Source organism: Trabulsiella odontotermitis, assembly GCF_001297775.1.
GTDB lineage: Bacteria > Pseudomonadota > Gammaproteobacteria > Enterobacterales > Enterobacteriaceae > Trabulsiella > Trabulsiella odontotermitis.
On sequence record NZ_LIFX01000004.1, the window covers coordinates 305,191 to 321,095 of the forward strand.

At 56.6% G+C, this 15,905-nt stretch carries 14 protein-coding genes and 1 other annotated feature; of the genes, 6 read left to right on the plus strand and 8 right to left on the minus strand.

Features of this window, described 5'->3' with window-relative positions; genetic code table 11:
* Position 1: 1 nt before the first annotated feature.
* From trpCF to AOY23_RS07120, 3 genes are read right to left on the minus strand one after another with little or no spacing between them, the layout of a single operon-like run.
* Positions 2-1,360, minus strand: a complete 1,359-nt coding sequence (gene trpCF / locus AOY23_RS07110) for a bifunctional indole-3-glycerol-phosphate synthase TrpC/phosphoribosylanthranilate isomerase TrpF (RefSeq protein WP_054178789.1) — start codon at positions 1,358-1,360, stop codon at positions 2-4.
* Between the two features lie 3 nt (positions 1,361-1,363).
* Complete coding sequence (gene trpD / locus AOY23_RS07115; RefSeq protein ID WP_054178498.1) at positions 1,364-2,959, minus strand: bifunctional anthranilate synthase glutamate amidotransferase component TrpG/anthranilate phosphoribosyltransferase TrpD; 1,596 nt, start codon at positions 2,957-2,959, stop codon at positions 1,364-1,366.
* Positions 2,959-4,521, minus strand: coding sequence for an anthranilate synthase component 1 (locus AOY23_RS07120; protein ID WP_054178497.1), 1,563 nt, complete (start codon positions 4,519-4,521; stop codon positions 2,959-2,961). Before AOY23_RS07120 ends, trpD begins: the two co-directional genes overlap by 1 nt.
* A 34-nt stretch (positions 4,522-4,555) precedes the next feature.
* Positions 4,556-4,650: a sequence feature (Trp leader region), on the minus strand.
* Positions 4,651-4,808: 158 nt separating this feature from the next.
* On the opposite strand from AOY23_RS07120, the gene rnm reads away from it, so the two are divergent.
* Both rnm and AOY23_RS07130 read left to right on the plus strand, forming a co-directional pair.
* The gene (gene rnm, locus AOY23_RS07125) at positions 4,809-5,684 is read left to right on the plus strand and encodes an RNase RNM (RefSeq protein WP_054178496.1); all 876 of its coding nucleotides are present in this window, start codon (positions 4,809-4,811) and stop codon (positions 5,682-5,684) included.
* A gap of 9 nt (positions 5,685-5,693) precedes the next feature.
* Complete coding sequence (locus AOY23_RS07130) at positions 5,694-6,314, plus strand: L-threonylcarbamoyladenylate synthase (RefSeq protein ID WP_038154311.1); 621 nt, start codon at positions 5,694-5,696, stop codon at positions 6,312-6,314.
* Between the two features lie 35 nt (positions 6,315-6,349).
* On the opposite strand, the gene AOY23_RS07135 is transcribed toward AOY23_RS07130, so the two are convergent.
* The 3 genes from AOY23_RS07135 to ttdA are packed head-to-tail and all read right to left on the minus strand — an operon-like array spanning position 6,350 to position 9,372.
* A complete protein-coding gene (locus AOY23_RS07135; protein ID WP_054178495.1) occupies positions 6,350-7,813 on the minus strand; it encodes an anion permease in 1,464 nt (487 codons plus the stop codon).
* A 48-nt stretch (positions 7,814-7,861) separates the two neighbouring features.
* Positions 7,862-8,467: a L(+)-tartrate dehydratase subunit beta gene (gene ttdB, locus AOY23_RS07140; protein WP_054178494.1), complete on the minus strand. Its 606-nt coding sequence runs from the start codon at positions 8,465-8,467 to the stop codon at positions 7,862-7,864.
* Positions 8,464-9,372, minus strand: a complete 909-nt coding sequence (gene ttdA / locus AOY23_RS07145; RefSeq protein WP_054178493.1) for a L(+)-tartrate dehydratase subunit alpha — start codon at positions 9,370-9,372, stop codon at positions 8,464-8,466. Before ttdA ends, ttdB begins: the two co-directional genes overlap by 4 nt.
* A 213-nt stretch (positions 9,373-9,585) precedes the next feature.
* Between ttdA and ttdR the strand changes: the two genes are divergently transcribed.
* From ttdR to AOY23_RS07165, 4 genes are all read left to right on the plus strand, one after another.
* Positions 9,586-10,527 carry an L-tartrate utilization transcriptional activator TtdR gene (gene ttdR, locus AOY23_RS07150; protein ID WP_054178492.1) on the plus strand — a complete coding sequence of 314 codons (942 nt, stop codon included), beginning with the start codon at positions 9,586-9,588 and terminating at the stop codon, positions 10,525-10,527.
* Positions 10,528-10,748: 221 nt separating this feature from the next.
* Positions 10,749-11,624: a 23S rRNA pseudouridine(2605) synthase RluB gene (gene rluB / locus AOY23_RS07155; RefSeq protein WP_054178491.1), complete on the plus strand. Its 876-nt coding sequence runs from the start codon at positions 10,749-10,751 to the stop codon at positions 11,622-11,624.
* 165 nt (positions 11,625-11,789) lie between these two features.
* A complete protein-coding gene (locus AOY23_RS07160; RefSeq protein WP_038154304.1) occupies positions 11,790-12,335 on the plus strand; it encodes a LemA family protein in 546 nt (181 codons plus the stop codon).
* Positions 12,307-14,310, plus strand: coding sequence for a DUF2207 domain-containing protein (locus AOY23_RS07165; protein ID WP_081005621.1), 2,004 nt, complete (start codon positions 12,307-12,309; stop codon positions 14,308-14,310). The genes AOY23_RS07160 and AOY23_RS07165 overlap by 29 nt, the downstream gene beginning before the upstream one ends.
* 32 nt (positions 14,311-14,342) lie before the next feature.
* On the opposite strand, the gene cobO is transcribed toward AOY23_RS07165, so the two are convergent.
* On the minus strand, positions 14,343-14,933 hold the full coding sequence (cobO, locus tag AOY23_RS07170) for a cob(I)yrinic acid a,c-diamide adenosyltransferase (protein WP_054178490.1): 591 nt from the start codon (positions 14,931-14,933) through the stop codon (positions 14,343-14,345).
* The gene (locus AOY23_RS07175) at positions 14,930-15,688 is read right to left on the minus strand and encodes a YciK family oxidoreductase (protein ID WP_054178489.1); all 759 of its coding nucleotides are present in this window, start codon (positions 15,686-15,688) and stop codon (positions 14,930-14,932) included. The genes cobO and AOY23_RS07175 overlap by 4 nt, the downstream gene beginning before the upstream one ends.
* Positions 15,689-15,905 lie beyond the last annotated feature (217 nt).

A 15,905-nucleotide genomic window follows, 5' to 3' on the forward strand; every position in this document is an offset into this window, starting at 1 on the left:
CTTAATATGCGCGCAGCGTCTGGAAAACCGAGGCCAGTTTGCTGGCATCTTTAATACCCGGTTGCGACTCTACACCTGAATTGAAATCGAGGCCTGCGGCGCCGCTTCTGGCGGCTTCCACGCAGTTATCGGGGCTCAGACCGCCCGCCAGCAACACGTTGCTGAGGTCGGCGCCGCTGAGCAATGACCAGTCAAAACGCACGCCTGTACCGCCCTGGCCGTTGTCAAAAATGTATTTATCGACGTGGTTCAAATCGCGGACGGGCAGCGTGTCGCCGACGCTGAGCGCTTTCCAGATTTGTACCTGCTCCGGTAGCGTCGCGCGCAGCGCATTGATGTACGCCTGATTTTCGTCCCCATGCAGCTGAACCGCGGCCAGTTTGAGCGCAGTGGCTTTCGCGACCACCTCATCAATGGTGGCGTTACGGAACACGCCGACGTAACTCAGCGGTGCCGCGTTGATGACATCGCGCGCCTGGGCGTCGTTCACGACGCGGGGCGATGAGGTGACGAAAATCAGCCCGCCGTAAATGGCGCCCGCTTCGTAAGCCGCCTGGGCATCCTGGGCGCGGGTCAGTCCGCAGACTTTATTTTCGCCCAACAGCACGCGGCGTACCGCGGCGCTGAGATCATCATGGGACATCAGCGCCGAGCCAATCAGAAAGCCATTGGCGAAGTGGCTCAGCTCGCGAACCTGGGCGTACGTATTGATGCCGGATTCGCTGATCACCGTCACGCCGTGACCCAGACGTGGCGCCAGCTGACGGGTGCGGTTGAGATCAATAGAGAGATCGCGCAGGTCACGGTTATTAATACCCACCACTTTCGCCCCGAGCGCCAGGGCGCGCTCCAGCTCTTCTTCGTTGCTCACTTCGGTCAGTACACCCATACTCAGGCTGTGGGCGACGGCGGCGAGCTGTTGATACTGCTCGTCATCCAGCACGGAGAGCATCAGCAGACAGGCATCGGCCTGGTAATAGCGCGCGAGGTAAATCTGGTAAGGATCGATAATGAAGTCCTTACACAGAATCGGCTGCGGCGCGATGTTGCTGACGATGGGCAGAAAATCAAAGCTGCCCTGAAAGTATTTTTCATCGGTCAGCACGGAGATCGCCGAGGCATGATGCCGGTAAATACTGGCGATACGCGCCGGGTCAAAATCGTCGCGGATCACCCCTTTGGAAGGCGATGCCTTTTTACACTCCAGAATGAACGCGGTACGCGCCCCCTGCAGCGCGTCATAAAAGCTGCGCGTGCTGGGGATGATCTCGTTCTGGAACGTCGCCAGCGGCTGTTGCTGTTTACGGGCTTCCACCCAGATCGCTTTGTCGGCAACAATTTTCGCTAATACGGTCTGCATCATTTACCCTCTTGCCGCGAGTGCGGTCACTCTGTCATACGCTGCACCGCTGCGCAGGACGTCAATCACCTGTTGCGCATTGGCTTTGAGATCGTTATGGCCGTGCAAACGCAGCAACATCGCGACGTTGGCGGCCACCGCAGCCTCGTGGGCTGCCTCGCCCTTACCTTGTAGCAGACGGGTGAGAATGTCACGGTTTTCTTCCGGCGTGCCGCCCGCCAGTTGTTCCTGACGATACGGCGTCAGGCCAAAGTCCTCGGCGGTCAGTTGATAGCTGCTGATCTCGTCATCATTCAGTTCAGCAACGATGGTCGGCGCATGCAAGGAAACTTCGTCCATTCCGCCGCTATGCACCACGGCGGCACGCTGATAACCAAGCACCCGCAGGGTTTCCGCAATCGGCAACACCAGTTCGGCGCTGTAGACGCCAATCAGCGCCAGCGGCGGATGCGCCGGGTTAATCAGCGGCCCGAGCACGTTAAACAGGGTGCGGGTTTTCAGCTGCTGACGAACCGGCATCGCGTGGCGGAACCCGGTGTGATATTTCGGCGCAAACAGGAAGCAGACGCCCAGCTCATCCAGTGCTTCGCGGGATTTCTCAGCATTCATATCCAGATTAATGCCGAACGCCGCCAACAGATCGGACGAACCGGATTTACTGGAAACGCTGCGGTTGCCGTGTTTCGCGACTTTCAGACCACAAGCTGCCGCGACAAAAGCGCTGGCGGTGGAAATGTTGATGCTGTTGCTGCCGTCGCCGCCGGTGCCGACAATATCCGCAAACGGATAATCGGGGCGCGGAAAAGGCGCGGCATTTTCCAGCAGGGCGGTGGCGGCACCGGCAATTTCGTTCGGGTGCTCGCCGCGCACTTTCATGCTCACCAGCACCGCCGCAAGCTGCTCGGGCTTCATCTCGCCGCGCACCACGGCGGAGAAAAGCTGGTGGCTTTCCTGCTGGGTCAGCGTTTTCGCCTGATAGAGTTTTTCCAGAATCGGCTGCAACGTGTTGACCGGCTCCAGTTTCTGTTGCGCCCAGGCCAGCGTCTGCTCCAGCAGGCGTGCGCCGTGGGTGGTCAGAATCGATTCCGGGTGGAACTGGAAGCCACAGACGCGATCGGTATCATGACGCACCGCCATCACCATGCCGCCAAAATGCGCGTTGATGGTCAGTCCGGCCGGAATATCGCTGCCAACCAGCGAATGGTAGCGCGCCACCGGCAGCGGGTTTGGCAGCCCGGCAAACATCGCCTGACTGTCGTGTTCAATGCTGGATGCCTTGCCGTGTAGGATTTCCCCGGCCTGGCCGACGTAACCGCCATATGCTTCAACAATCGCCTGATGGCCGAGACAGATACCGATAATCGGCAGTTTACCGCGCAGACGGGTCAATAACTCCGGCATGCAACCGGCTTCGGACGGCACGCCTGGCCCCGGCGACAGCATCAGCACCGGATTTTTCATGGTCGCCAGACGGTCAATTAACGTTTGTGCCGGAACATGGTTACGGTAAATCACTACATTGTGTCCCTTCGAACGCAGCTGATCCGCCAGGTTGTAAGTAAACGAATCGATATTATCGAGCAGCAGAATATCAGCCATCAGAACGTCTCCTGTGCGTGGTGTGCCTGAGCGATTGCGCGCACCACCGCGCGTGCTTTATTACGTGTTTCATCCGCTTCCGCCTGCGGGACGGAGTCCAGCACCACGCCCGCGCCCGCCTGCACGGTGGCAATGCCGTTTTCGACGTACGCAGAGCGGATAACAATGCAGGTGTCCAGGTCGCCGTGAGCGGTAAAGTAGCCCACCGCGCCGCCGTAGCTGCCGCGGCGCTTGCCTTCTGCTGCGGCAATCAGTTGCATCGCGCGGACTTTCGGCGCGCCGCTCAGCGTGCCCATATTCATGCAGGCGCGATAAGCGTGCAGCACGTCGAGATCGCTGCGCAGTTCACCCACTACGCGGGAAACCAGATGCATCACGAAGGAGTAGCGGTCGACTTTGGTTAAGTCAGCGACGTAACGGCTACCTGGCGTACAGATGCGCGCCAGATCATTGCGCGCGAGGTCAACCAGCATCAGATGTTCAGAAAGCTCTTTATGATCAGTCCGCATTTCCAGCTCGATGCGGCTGTCGAGGTCACGATCCAGCGTGCCATCAGCACGACGGCCGCGCGGACGGGTACCGGCAATCGGGTAGATTTCAATCTGGCGTGAGCTGGCGTCATATTTCAGTGAGCTTTCCGGCGAGGCGCCGAACAGCGTGAAGTCATTGTCCTGCATAAAGAACATGTACGGGCTGGGGTTGCTCTTTTTCAGCACGTCATAAGCGGCGAGCGGTGACGGGCAGGGCAGCGAGAAGCGACGGGACGGCACCACCTGGAAAATTTCCCCGGCACGAATTTCGCGCTGCATTTTGCGCACTACCGCGCCGTACTGATCGTCACTTTGATCGCATTCGCACTGCAGGTGCGCCATCATCTGTACCGGCAGCGGCGATACCGGCTCGCTAAGTTGCTGCTCAAGTTCGGCGATGCGCTGCGTTAAGCGATCTTTTTCGCTGGCGGATGGCGTGAAGAGGCTGGCCTGAATACGGGTGCTTTTCGCCTGATGGTCGATAATCAACAGCGTTTCGGCGAGGTAAAAGCAGTAGTCCGGGCAGGCGTTGTCAGCGTCGAGATGCGGTAAATTTTCAAACCCGGCCACCAGGTCATAGGCAAACAGGCCGCCGAAGAACATCGCTTCGCGCTCACCGGCGGGCACGGTCACCAGATCCTGCAGCAGGCGGAAGGCGTCAAACACCGACAGCGAACGCAGGCGGGCGTCTTCGTCCAGCAATGCGCTGACCGCCGGGAAACGCAGCACGCGGGACATCGGCTGGCGTTCGTTTTCAATCCCGGATGGCAGCGCGTTATCCAGCAGCGCGAGCAGCGCGGCGCCGTTGTCGGAAAGCGCCTGCAGGGTGACCGTATTGCCGAGCGCGGTAATGCGCAGGGCGCTGTCGACCAGCAGCAGACTTTTTAAATCATTTTTACTGTCGATATCTGCAGATTCGAGCAACAGCGTGGCCGGACGCGCGCCGCACAACTGGTGAAACAGCGCGGTGGGGTTATCCCGATAGAGGGCGTTGCTGGTCAGAAGTTCGAGCGCAGGTTTTGGTGTTTGCATCTTCGTTCTCGCCTGTCTGGATAAAATGGTGTTCAAAAAAAAGCCCGCTTGTAGGCGGGCCAGGTATCTGTATGCGGATTGCAGACGTACAACACTTGCCCGTTAACAGGAAGTGCGCCACCAGCCACCGTTCATGCGAATTTGCGTTTTCATGTGAGATACCGTTTTCTTATGAGCTTGTGTACTAGTTAACTAGTTCGTGAAAATAAAGTCAACCCCTGATTTCAGAAAAAGCGTCTGAACCGCTATGATGTGGCGCTGACCCCACTGATGTAACGGGTGCCACCTTGAGTGACCATAACGACAATTACGCAATTATTTACGACCTGCATAGCCACACTACCGCTTCTGACGGGCGTTTAACGCCGCAGGAGTTGGTTCATCGCGCCCATGAAATGCGTGTCGGTACGCTGGCGATTACCGACCATGACAGCGTGGCGGCCATTCCGGCCGCGCAGGCGGAAATCGCCCGCGCCGGTTTACCGCTGACGCTGATCACCGGCGTGGAGATTTCCACGGTCTGGGAAAATCATGAAATTCATATCGTCGGTCTGAACATCGACATTGACCATCCGCAAATGACCGGCTTTCTGGCTGAGCAAAAAGAGCGCCGTCAGCAACGGGCGAAACTGATTGCTGAACGGCTGGAAAGAGCCCATGTGCCAGGTGCCTGGGAAGGCGCGCTGGCGCTGGCGGACGGCGGGGCGGTGACCCGCGGACACTTCGCCCGTTTTCTGGTGGAGGCGGGAAAAGCCAGTAACATGGCCGATGTGTTTAAAAAATACCTTGCGCGCGGGAAAACGGGTTATGTTCCGCCGCAGTGGTGTACAATAGATCAAGCTATTGATGTGATTCATCATTCTGGCGGTAAAGCGGTGCTGGCGCATCCGGGTCGGTACGATTTGTCCGCCAAATGGCTGAAGAGGCTGTTGGCTTACTTCACCGAATGTGGTGGAGACGCAATGGAAGTCGCGCAGTGTCAGCAGGCACCCCATGAGCGCGCGCAACTCGCTACCTACGCTCGCCAGTACGGTCTGCTGGGATCGCAGGGCTCTGATTTTCATCAGCCCTGTCCGTGGATTGAACTCGGCCGCAAGCTGTGGCTTCCCGCTGGCGTGGAAGGCGTGTGGCAGACCTGGGAACAGCCGCAGAATAATTTGTGAGAGGGAAGTATGAGTCAGTTTTTTTATATTCATCCGGACAATCCGCAAGCCCGCCTGATCAACCAGGCTGTGGAAATCGTGCGTAAAGGGGGCGTTATCGTTTACCCCACTGATTCCGGGTATGCGCTGGGTTGCAAAATTGAAGATAAAGGGGCGATGGAACGCATCTGCCGCATCCGTCATCTTCCGGACGGGCATAACTTTACCCTGATGTGCCGCGATCTGTCCGAGCTGTCGACCTACGCGTATGTCGACAACGTCGCGTTTCGCCTGATGAAAAACAACACCCCAGGCAACTACACGTTCATTCTTAAGGGCACGAAAGAGGTGCCGCGCCGCCTGTTGCAGGAAAAGCGTAAAACCATCGGCATGCGCGTGCCGTCGAATCCGATTGCGCAGATGCTGCTGGAAGCGCTCGGCGAGCCGATGCTCTCCACCTCGCTGATGTTGCCTGGCAGTGATTTTACTGAGTCTGATCCGGAAGAGATTAAAGACCGTCTGGAGAAGCAGGTTGACCTGATCATTCACGGCGGTTATCTCGGTCAGCAACCAACCACGGTTATTGATCTGACCGACGAAGCGCCGGTGGTGCTGCGTGAAGGCGTTGGTGACGTTAAGCCTTTCTTGTAACCAACGGGGCGACCGTTATGTCGCCCCTGCGGGAGTTAAAGTAAAACCAGAGGCATCCAGGTCAGCCCGGTGATGACCAGCAACACCAGGAAAACCAGCCCGAAAATGGCGCCCAGTCGCCAGTAATCCGCCGTCGGCAGATAACCACTACCGTAGTAGATCGGGCTTGGACCGGTCGCATATGGGGTAATAATGCTGCCCAGACCAATTGCCGCGCCAACCATCAGGCCGAAGACAGGTAACGGAATGTCCGGCATAGCCAGCGCGGCCGCAATCATCATGGGCGCCAGTGCGGAGGTATATGCCGTGGCGCTGGCGAAGAAGTAGCGCAATAAATAAAACACCACGATCAACGCCACCATCACCATCACCGGCGAGTAACCGCTCAGTCCGTTTGCCAGCAGCTTACCAAACCAGGTGATGAAGCCTGTGTCATTAAGGCCGGTGGCAAGCGTTATCAGCGATGCCAGCCAGAAGAAGACGTTCCATGCTGATTTATTACTGATGATGTCATCCCAGCAGATGATGCGTAATACCAGCATCAGCGCGACCACGCTGTAGCCGACCATTGCGGCATCAATATAACTTCCCCCGAAGATCCACAACACCAGCGCGCCGACCATCAGCACCAGCATCTGTTTTTCGCGGGTGCAGAGCGGCCCCATCGCCTTCAGTTCCGCCTCTGCCCAGCGCGGTACCTGATCGCCTGATTTCAGAACTGGCGGGTACAACACATAGGCCAGCCACGGCACCAGCAGTACCAGCAGAATACTCAGCGGCAGCATACCCAGGAACCAGTCTCCCCAGCTCAGCGCGGTATGCGAGGCGCTCTTCATCAGACCAATCAGCAACAGGTTAGGTGCCATCGCCGTCAGGAAAATGGCGCTGGTCACACAGTCGGCGGTGATCCCCATCCACATAATGTAAGAGCCAATGGAGCGGGCGCTGCCGTCGCCAGGTTGTGAGTTATACAGTGGTGGCAGGTTGCGGATGATCGGGTAGATAATCCCTGCGCCGCGCGCGGAGTTGGACGGCGTGACGGGGGAAAGGATCAGCTCAGAGAACATCACCGCGTAGCCCAGGAACAGCGTGCGGTGCCCCATCTTTTTGACCAGCATCAGTGCGATACGCCGACCGAGGCCCGTTTTTTCATAGCCGGTACCAAACATAAAGGCGGCGAAAATCAGCCAGATAACGGAGTTGGAAAAACCCGACACCGCCCACGACAACGCTTTGGATGTAAATTTGAAACCCGCCTGGGCAAGTTGTTCCGGGCTGAACAGCAGCCAGGGCGAAAGGACAGCAATGATCGAAATGCCGATCATTGCCACGACCGCGCCCGGTACAGGCTCCAGAATGAGTCCCACGATGACGCCGGTAAAGACCGCAAAATAGAGCCAGGAATGGCTCTCAAGACCGGCGGGAACGGGCAAAACAGCAATAATGGCGATGACCACCAGCGGAGCCAGATATCGCCACCAACCAGTTAATGGTGCCATAGTCGTATCCCTGCATGAAGGGAGAGACAGCGCGTCTCTCCGGAAGGGTTATTTGATGTAATGCACGTGCTCGCAGATTTCGTCGACGATGGGGCCGCGACGCTCAGCGAACATTTTTTTGTTTTCGGCGATCAGGTTGTTGCCGTGGGTATCTATTGAGACGATCAGTGGCCCGAACTCTTTCACCCGACATACCCATAGTGATTCCGGCATGCCCAGTTCCGTCCAGTGCACCTCTTCAATCTCTTCAACCTGGGTTGCCGCCAGTACGGCGCAACCTGCCGGGAAGATCACATGCAATGCCTTAAATTTCTGGCAGCCTTCTTCCGTCAGTGGTCCCATGCCGCCTTTCCCCACTACCAGTTTGACGCCGGTCTGCTCAATGAACTCCTTCTCGAAGGCTTCCATTCTCATGCTGGTGGTCGGACCAACGGAGACCATCTCCCATTTTTCACCGTTCTTACGCACAATCGGCCCGGCGTGGAAAATCGCTTTGCCGTTCAGGTCGTAAGGGATAGGGCGTTTGAGTTCAATCAGGCGGCGGTGACAGACATCGCGGCAGGTCACCAGCATGCCAGTCAGGTAGATAACATCACCCACGCGGATGTCTTCCAGATCGTCGGCTTTGATCGGGGTTGTCAGGATCTTTTTCATAACGCGCTCCGGGTGTGAGACAGGTTTTCGAAAGAGAGGTCAGAATGAACCCGCAGCGTGCCGCGGCGGTGCGCCCAACAACCGGTGGAGACCGCCACACCAATCGTTGACGGGTGACGCGCGGCGGATTCGATATGAACCCCCATCACCGAACTATTGCCGGTGAGTCCTTGCGGACCAATCCCCAGGCGATTTAATCCCTCTTCCAGACGCAGTTCGAGCTCAGCCGCTTTTGGATTCGGGTGACGGGTACCGATGGGGCGCAGGATGGCTTTGCGTGAAAGTACGGCGGCGGTTTCAACGGAAGTGGCAATCCCCACACCGACCAGCACCGGCGGGCAGGCATTTACTGCTAACGTCGAAATATTTTCAAAGACGAATTTGACGACGCCTTCGTAGCCTTCCGAGGGCATCAGCACTTTCGAGCGCCCTGGCAGCGTGCAGCCGCCGCCCGCCATGTAAACTTCGATTTCAGCATCGTCGCCATCCGGGATGATGTCCCAGGTCACCCACGGCACGCCGCTGCCGGTATTTTTCCCGGTATTCACCTCGTCAAAAATCTCTACCGCGTTATGACGCAGCGGCGCTTTCACCGTGGCATCTTCTACTGCCTGTTTAAGGATTCGTTGCAGTTCGCCGAGCAGAGGAAAGCGCGAGCCCACCTTCACAAAGAACATGATTTCACCCGTGTCCTGGCAGGCCGGACGATTAAGATCGATAGCCTTTTGCATGTTGTCGAACATCGTGTGGTAGATGATTTTCCCCATGGAGGATGTTTCGGCGTCCCGCAGCTGTTTTAATTTATCCACCACGTCATCGGGCATCCGGGTGGATATCATGGCGGTAAAATTAGCGACAATTTCCGTCAGCGTATTCACCGCAGCTTGATTATTTTGATTGCTCATCCTGTTAACTCCAGTTCTTTTATTTATCTGGAAAGAAACTCTCCGCAATAAACTAACACTAAAAATGTGGTTTTATATTTTTTGGTACTGTGAATGTGCAATTAACACTTCGTAAATCACGCTGAAGAAAGACGCTGGAAATTGAGCAAGGGCAGGGATTAATCGCTTTTTGCGAATTACACTGCGGGTATTAACATCACGGGTAATGTGACGATGCTGAAAACGTGGCCCTTAGCCAAAGATCTGCAAGTGCTGGTGGAAATTGTTCATACAGGAAGCTTCAGCGCTGCCGCCGCCGCGTTGGGGCAGACACCGGCGTTTGTCACCAAGCGGATTCAGATTCTGGAGACGACGCTTGATACCACACTGCTTAACCGCTCGGCGCGGGCGGTCGCGCTCACGGAAAGCGGGCAGCGCTGCTATGAACAGGCGCTGGCGATCCTCACGCAATACCAGCGCTTAGTTGATGAGGTCACGCAAATCAGAATGCGGCCAGAAGGGATGATTCGCATTGGTTGTAGCTTTGGATTTGGCCGTAGCCATATTGCGCCAGCCATTACTGAATTGATGCGCATCTATCCTGAGTTACAGGTTCACTTTGAGCTCTTCGATCGGCAAATTGATTTGGTGCAGGATAATATCGATCTGGATATCCGTATTAATGATGAGATTCCTGATTATTATATTGCGCATTTGTTAACGAAGAATAAAAGGATATTGTGTGCGTCCCCGGAGTATTTACAAAAATATTCCATGCCTGAGTCCCTGCAGGAATTAAGTCGACATGATTGCCAGGTAACAAAAGAACGTGATATGACGCACGGAATATGGGAGCTGGATAATGGAACAACGAAAAAGTCGGTCAAAGTAAGCGGGCACCTCTCCTCAAACAGTGGTGAAATTGTGCTGCAATGGGCGCTGGAAGGGAAAGGGATTATGCTGCGCTCGCAATGGGATGTGCAGCCGTTTCTGGCGAGCGGCAAGCTGGTTCGGGTTCTGCCGGCGTATGCGCAGAGCGCAAATATCTGGGCAGTTTATCAGGAGCCACTGTATCGCAGCGTGAAGCTCAGAGTCTGCGTAGAGTTTCTGGCGACATGGTGCCAGCAGAGGCTGGGCAAGCCAGATGAGGGTTATCAGGTGCCCCGTCATCCTTAAACCCCCCATATCCCACGGGTTGTTCTGACCAGGGCTGATGAAACTAGATGAATCATTTAGACTAAAGTTCGTGTAGTATGTGCGCCCACGAATCAGCGTGTGAGACACGTTGTGTGCCATGAAATAGTTTCATAGCAGTGAGTTAATATGAGATTGTTATTAACTTATTGTTTTATAAAGTATATCAGACGCCTGTGAAGGCGACACCTATAGGAAGCTCTATGAGCGAAAAATTGCAGAAAGTGCTGGCCCGTGCGGGCCACGGCTCGCGTCGTGAAATTGAATCCATTATTGAAGCCGGTCGCGTGAGCGTGGACGGCAAGATCGCCACGCTGGGTGATCGCGTGGAAATCACCCCGGGTCTGCGGATCCGCATTGATGGTCATCTTGTCTCCGTAAAAGAATCCACCGAACAGATTTGCCGTGTACTGGCGTACTACAAGCCGGAAGGCGAACTCTGTACCCGTAACGATCCGGAAGGGCGCCCGACGGTATTCGACCGTCTGCCGAAACTGCGCGGCGCGCGCTGGATTGCTGTTGGTCGTCTGGACGTTAACACCTGTGGTCTGCTGCTGTTCACCACCGATGGTGAACTGGCGAACCGTCTGATGCACCCGAGCCGCGAAGTTGAACGTGAATATGCGGTGCGTGTGTTTGGTCAGGTGGAAGAGAACAAAGTGCGCGATCTGGCGCGTGGCGTTCAACTGGAAGATGGTCCGGCGGCGTTCAAAACCATCAAATTCAGTGGTGGTGAAGGCATTAACCAGTGGTACAACGTCACCCTGACAGAAGGGCGTAACCGCGAGGTGCGTCGCCTGTGGGAAGCGGTCGGTGTGCAGGTCAGCCGCCTGATCCGCGTACGCTACGGTGATATCCCGCTGCCGAAAGGCCTGCCTCGTGGCGGCTGGACGGAACTCGACCTGGCGCAGACCAACTACCTGCGCGAGCTGGTGGGGCTGAAGCCAGAAACCGAATCCAAAGTGGCTGTCGAAAAAGATCGTCGTCGTATGAAGGCGAATCAGATCCGCCGTGCCGTGAAGCGTCACAGCCAGGTCAGCAGTAATCGCCGCTCTGGTAGCCGCAACAACAACGGCTAATCTTCTCTCCCGGCTCAGGGGCGAATACCGCCCCTGACGTCGTTTCCTGCCGCAAGAAAAAATCTCATTTTGTAGACGGCTCGATTCCCACACGTTTACTGCCAGAATAAAATTCCTCCTTCACAGAAAGGCGTTTTAGCTTCGCTGCAAAGGGACAGGACACACATGGAAATTTATCTGGTACTCGCCGTTATTGCCGTTGTCATTATCTGGTTCATTTTCACCTATAACCGTTTTATTCGTCTGCGCCGTTTTAAGGATGAGGCGTGGAGTGGTATTGCCGTCCAGCTTAAACGTCGTCACGATCTGGCGCCAAACCTGCTGAGCCTGGTGAAGCGCTATGCCGGGCATGAAAAAGAACTGCTGGAAGCGATTTCACGCCAGCGCGGCGATCTGACAGGCAACACGCGCGATATTGCCGAAAACGAGCGCGATTATGCCGGTATTCTGGGGCGTGTCTTCGCCCTCGCCGAAGCCTGGCCTGAACTCAAGGCGAATGAGAACTTCCTCTCACTACAGCAAACCCTTGAAGAAATCGAAGAACAACTCCAGCTGGCCCGTCGCTATTTCAACGGTACGGTACGCGATCTGAATATTCTGGTGGAGTCTTTCCCGAGTCTTATCGTGGCGCGGGTTTTTGCGTTTAAAACCGGTGACTTTTTTGAGCTGGAGGAGCCGACTGATGCTGCTGTTCCACGGATGGACGTTTAGTCGTAAAAGCGTGCGCGGACTGTTGTTCTGGGGATGGATCTGTTTCTGGTCACCGTTTTCCTTCGCGGCGTCTGATTATGAGCATATTCTCGCCTTCGACGTGCAGGCCAGCTTCAGTAACGATGGCAGCATGGCGGTGACCGAGTCGATTACGGTCTATGCCACTGGTGACGAGATCAACCACGGTATTTTCCGCACGCTACCACTGACCTGGAATCGCCAGGACGGCAAAATTTTCCGCGTCGGGTATCAGGTGGAACAGGTGCTGCGCGATGGTAGCCCTGAGCCGTACAGCGAAGCGCGCACCGGCGACATGCTGGAACTGCGCATCGGAGATGCCTTCCGCACGGTGGACACCGGCGAGCATACGTACGTCATTTACTATCGGGTCTCCAACCATTTCAGCCGCTTCCCGGACTGGGATGAACTTTACTGGAACGTGACGGGCAACGGCTGGCCGTACGACATCGACAGCGCCAGTTTTCAGCTAACGTTGCCAGACTCAGCGGCGCATCTGAACAGCGACGGCTATGACCAGCGTCTGCGCAGCATCGATGTCTATACCGGTTATCAGGGCGAACGCGACGCGCAGGCCGAAATTCTGGCGGACGGCAGCGTCAGCACGGTGGCATCGCTGAGTGCGCAACAGGGACTGACGGTGGTCTATACCTGGCCGCGCGGGATTCTGGCAAATGCCCCCGACCCGGATGCGGTCAATCCGTGGATTTACGCGCTGCTGCCGAACGAAAAATCACTGGTATTGTGGATACCGGTACTGGCGATGCTCGTCTGGTTCCCGGTCTGGTGCTGGCGAAAAGTTGTCCGCGCCGGGTTGAAAAAGCCGCCGGTGATCCCGTTGTACGATATTCCGGAAGGTATTACACCGGGTTTCATTCGCTACGTCAGCCAGCGCCGTTTTGATAACGTCGTATTCAGTAGCGACCTGCTGGATCTGGTGGCCCGGCGGACGCTCTCCCTGACGCTGAAAACGCCGAAAGCGAGCAAGCAGGGGTTCTGGTCCTCATCACCGAAAGAAGAACAGTGGCTGTCACGACAGACTGAGGGCCGGACGGTGGATATCACCCCGGATGATCAGCAACTGCTGAAAACGCTGTTTCCCGATGCAAAGAGAAGCATCAACCTCAATCAGGCGCATCAGCCAGTGATGCAGAAAGCGCTCAGGCTGGTGGAACAACGTTACAGCGCCCAAAAGAGCGCGCTGTTTCTGGGCTGGAGAAAAGCATTCTGGGTCGGCATTCTTCTCCTGCTGACTGTCCCGTTGCTGTGTGCCGTTTTTATCAATGGCGGGGTGGGCGTGTTGACGCTACTGGCGCTGGCCTTCCTTCTTTTTACCGCGATGTTTGCGTTTATCGCGTTTACTGTTCTGCGAGCATCAAGCCGGGGCGTCATGCGCTGGGGCTGTGCGCCGCTTATTCTGCTGGCTGTCTCGATACCAAACGTTATCGCTGTGATGAGCTGGACTACGTCAATGCCGCTGGGGCAACTGCCTGCGGGGTATATCGGCGCATTACTGGCGGGGATGGCGATCCTGCTGGTGTTCGGGATAACGGTGCCGAAATACACACAGCAAGGGCTGGTGGCGCTGGCGATGGCGGAAGGGCTAAAGCGTTATCTGAGTACCGCTGAAACGCATCGTTATGAAACGCTCTATCCGCCGGAGCAGCGGGTGACACATTTCGAGCGCATGCTGCCTTATGCGCTGGCGCTGGGCGTCGGAGAAACCTGGGCCAATGCGTTTTCGGATTATCTGGTGGATAGCGGCAGCATGTCGGAGATCTTTAGCAACACGGACTGGCACCATGTGCGCTCCTTCAGTGATTCATGTCGCTCATCGGCGATGGCAAAACCCAGCGCGAGCCGTGGCGGGTCTGGATCGCGATCCAGCGGTTCGGGTTCGTCGGGCAGAGGATCGTCAGGGGGCGGTTCGGGTGGCGGCGGAGGCGGCGGCTGGTAAAAACGGCTGGCGCTGAGGCCAGCCGCAGGGCGCTAGTAATCTATGCCCGGCTGCGCTTTGACGCCCGCATCAAACGCATGTTTTACCGGACGGAGTTCGCTGACGGTGTCTGCCAGTTCCGTAATCTCACGGTGACAACCACGACCGGTGATGATCACCGATTGCTGCGCCGGGCGATTTTTCAGCGCCGTCAGCACCTCTTCCAGCGGCAGATAATCATACGCCACCATATAAGTGAGCTCATCGAGCACCACCAGATCGAGATCCGGGTCGGCAAGCATGCGTTTGCCATGCTGCCACACGGCGAGGCAGGCCGCGGTATCGCTTTCCCGGTTTTGTGTGTCCCAGGTAAACCCGGTCGCCATCACCTGAAACTCGACGCCGTGCGGCTCAAGTAAATTGCGCTCGCCGTTGGGCCAGTCGCCTTTAATAAACTGCACCACGCCGACTTTTTTGCCGTGCCCGACGGCGCGCGTGGCAGTGCCAAACGCCGCAGTCGTTTTGCCTTTGCCATTGCCGGTAAAGACCATCAGGACGCCACGTTCGTCCTGTGCGGCCGCTACGCGGGCATCGACCTTCTCTTTGACCCGCTGTTGACGCTCACGATAGCGTTCATCACTCATTGTGCGATCCCCGGTTTACGGCCTGGCTGCGCGTCAAACGTCATGCCTGTTTTGCGGCGGCTGTCGTCGCCCATCAGCCACAGGTAAACCGGCATGATATCCGCCGGGGTCTTCAGCTTTTGCGGATCTTCCGTCGGGAACGCGCTGGCGCGCATGCCGGTTCGGGTACCGCCCGGGTTGATGCAGTTCACCCGCAGTCGCCCCTGATACTCTTCCGCCAGCACCTGCATCATCCCTTCGGTGGCGAATTTCGACGCGGCATAGGCGCCCCAGTTGGCGCGACCTTCGCGTCCGACACTCGACGATGTAAAGACCAGCGATCCGGCATCGGATTTAAGTAATAAAGGAAGCAACGCCTGTGTCAGCATAAATGTGGCGTTCACATTCACCTGCATCACCTGTTGCCAGACCTTCGGACGCTGCTCCGCCATCGGCGCGACATCGCCCAGCAACCCGGCGTTATGCAGTACGCCATCCAGACGCGGCGAATGAATAGCGATTTTCTGCGCCAGTTGCTGGCACTCGTCCGGCGTGCAGGTCAGCAGATCGAGGGTAAACCAGTGGGCGGGAAGGAGCCCTTCGGCTTCAATCTGTTGGGAGACGGCGCGGAGTTTGTCATCGTTTCGCCCGAGCAGGATCACGGCGGCGCCGTGGCGGGCATAGGTTAATGCGGCTTCGCGACCAATACCGTCGCTGGCGCCGGTGACCAGAATAATACGATTTTGCAGTAAATCGCGCTGTGGTTGGTAATGCACGGCAACTCCTTGACTGGTCACTTTCGGACCAGACCTGTGTTCATTTGATCTGACTTTTCGGCTTTATGCCTTAAATAGCGCCTCATTACAATCAGCCAGGGGGAAAGTCAGCCATACTGTTAACATTTTGCAACGGTTTCATTGTCCTGCAAAAAAACGGGAAGGCGGCTCGCAGCGTAGAATAACGCCAGAGACGCTGCCCGGGGTGTGATGTAAA

What these genes read in the sequence shown, in the direction of transcription:
- ttdR (WP_054178492.1), top strand. Translation starts at nt 9,586, where the DNA reads ATGCTGAAAACGTGGCCCTTAGCCAAAGATCTGCAAGTGCTGGTGGAA.
- cobO (WP_054178490.1), bottom strand. Translation starts at nt 14,933, where the DNA reads ATGAGTGATGAACGCTATCGTGAGCGTCAACAGCGGGTCAAAGAGAAG.
- trpD (WP_054178498.1), bottom strand. Translation starts at nt 2,959, where the DNA reads ATGGCTGATATTCTGCTGCTCGATAATATCGATTCGTTTACTTACAAC.
- trpCF (WP_054178789.1), bottom strand. Translation starts at nt 1,360, where the DNA reads ATGCAGACCGTATTAGCGAAAATTGTTGCCGACAAAGCGATCTGGGTG.
- AOY23_RS07160 (WP_038154304.1), top strand. Translation starts at nt 11,790, where the DNA reads ATGGAAATTTATCTGGTACTCGCCGTTATTGCCGTTGTCATTATCTGG.
- AOY23_RS07130 (WP_038154311.1), top strand. Translation starts at nt 5,694, where the DNA reads ATGAGTCAGTTTTTTTATATTCATCCGGACAATCCGCAAGCCCGCCTG.
- ttdB (WP_054178494.1), bottom strand. Translation starts at nt 8,467, where the DNA reads ATGAAAAAGATCCTGACAACCCCGATCAAAGCCGACGATCTGGAAGAC.
- rluB (WP_054178491.1), top strand. Translation starts at nt 10,749, where the DNA reads ATGAGCGAAAAATTGCAGAAAGTGCTGGCCCGTGCGGGCCACGGCTCG.
- AOY23_RS07120 (WP_054178497.1), bottom strand. Translation starts at nt 4,521, where the DNA reads ATGCAAACACCAAAACCTGCGCTCGAACTTCTGACCAGCAACGCCCTC.
- AOY23_RS07135 (WP_054178495.1), bottom strand. Translation starts at nt 7,813, where the DNA reads ATGGCACCATTAACTGGTTGGTGGCGATATCTGGCTCCGCTGGTGGTC.
- ttdA (WP_054178493.1), bottom strand. Translation starts at nt 9,372, where the DNA reads ATGAGCAATCAAAATAATCAAGCTGCGGTGAATACGCTGACGGAAATT.
- AOY23_RS07165 (WP_081005621.1), top strand. Translation starts at nt 12,307, where the DNA reads ATGCTGCTGTTCCACGGATGGACGTTTAGTCGTAAAAGCGTGCGCGGA.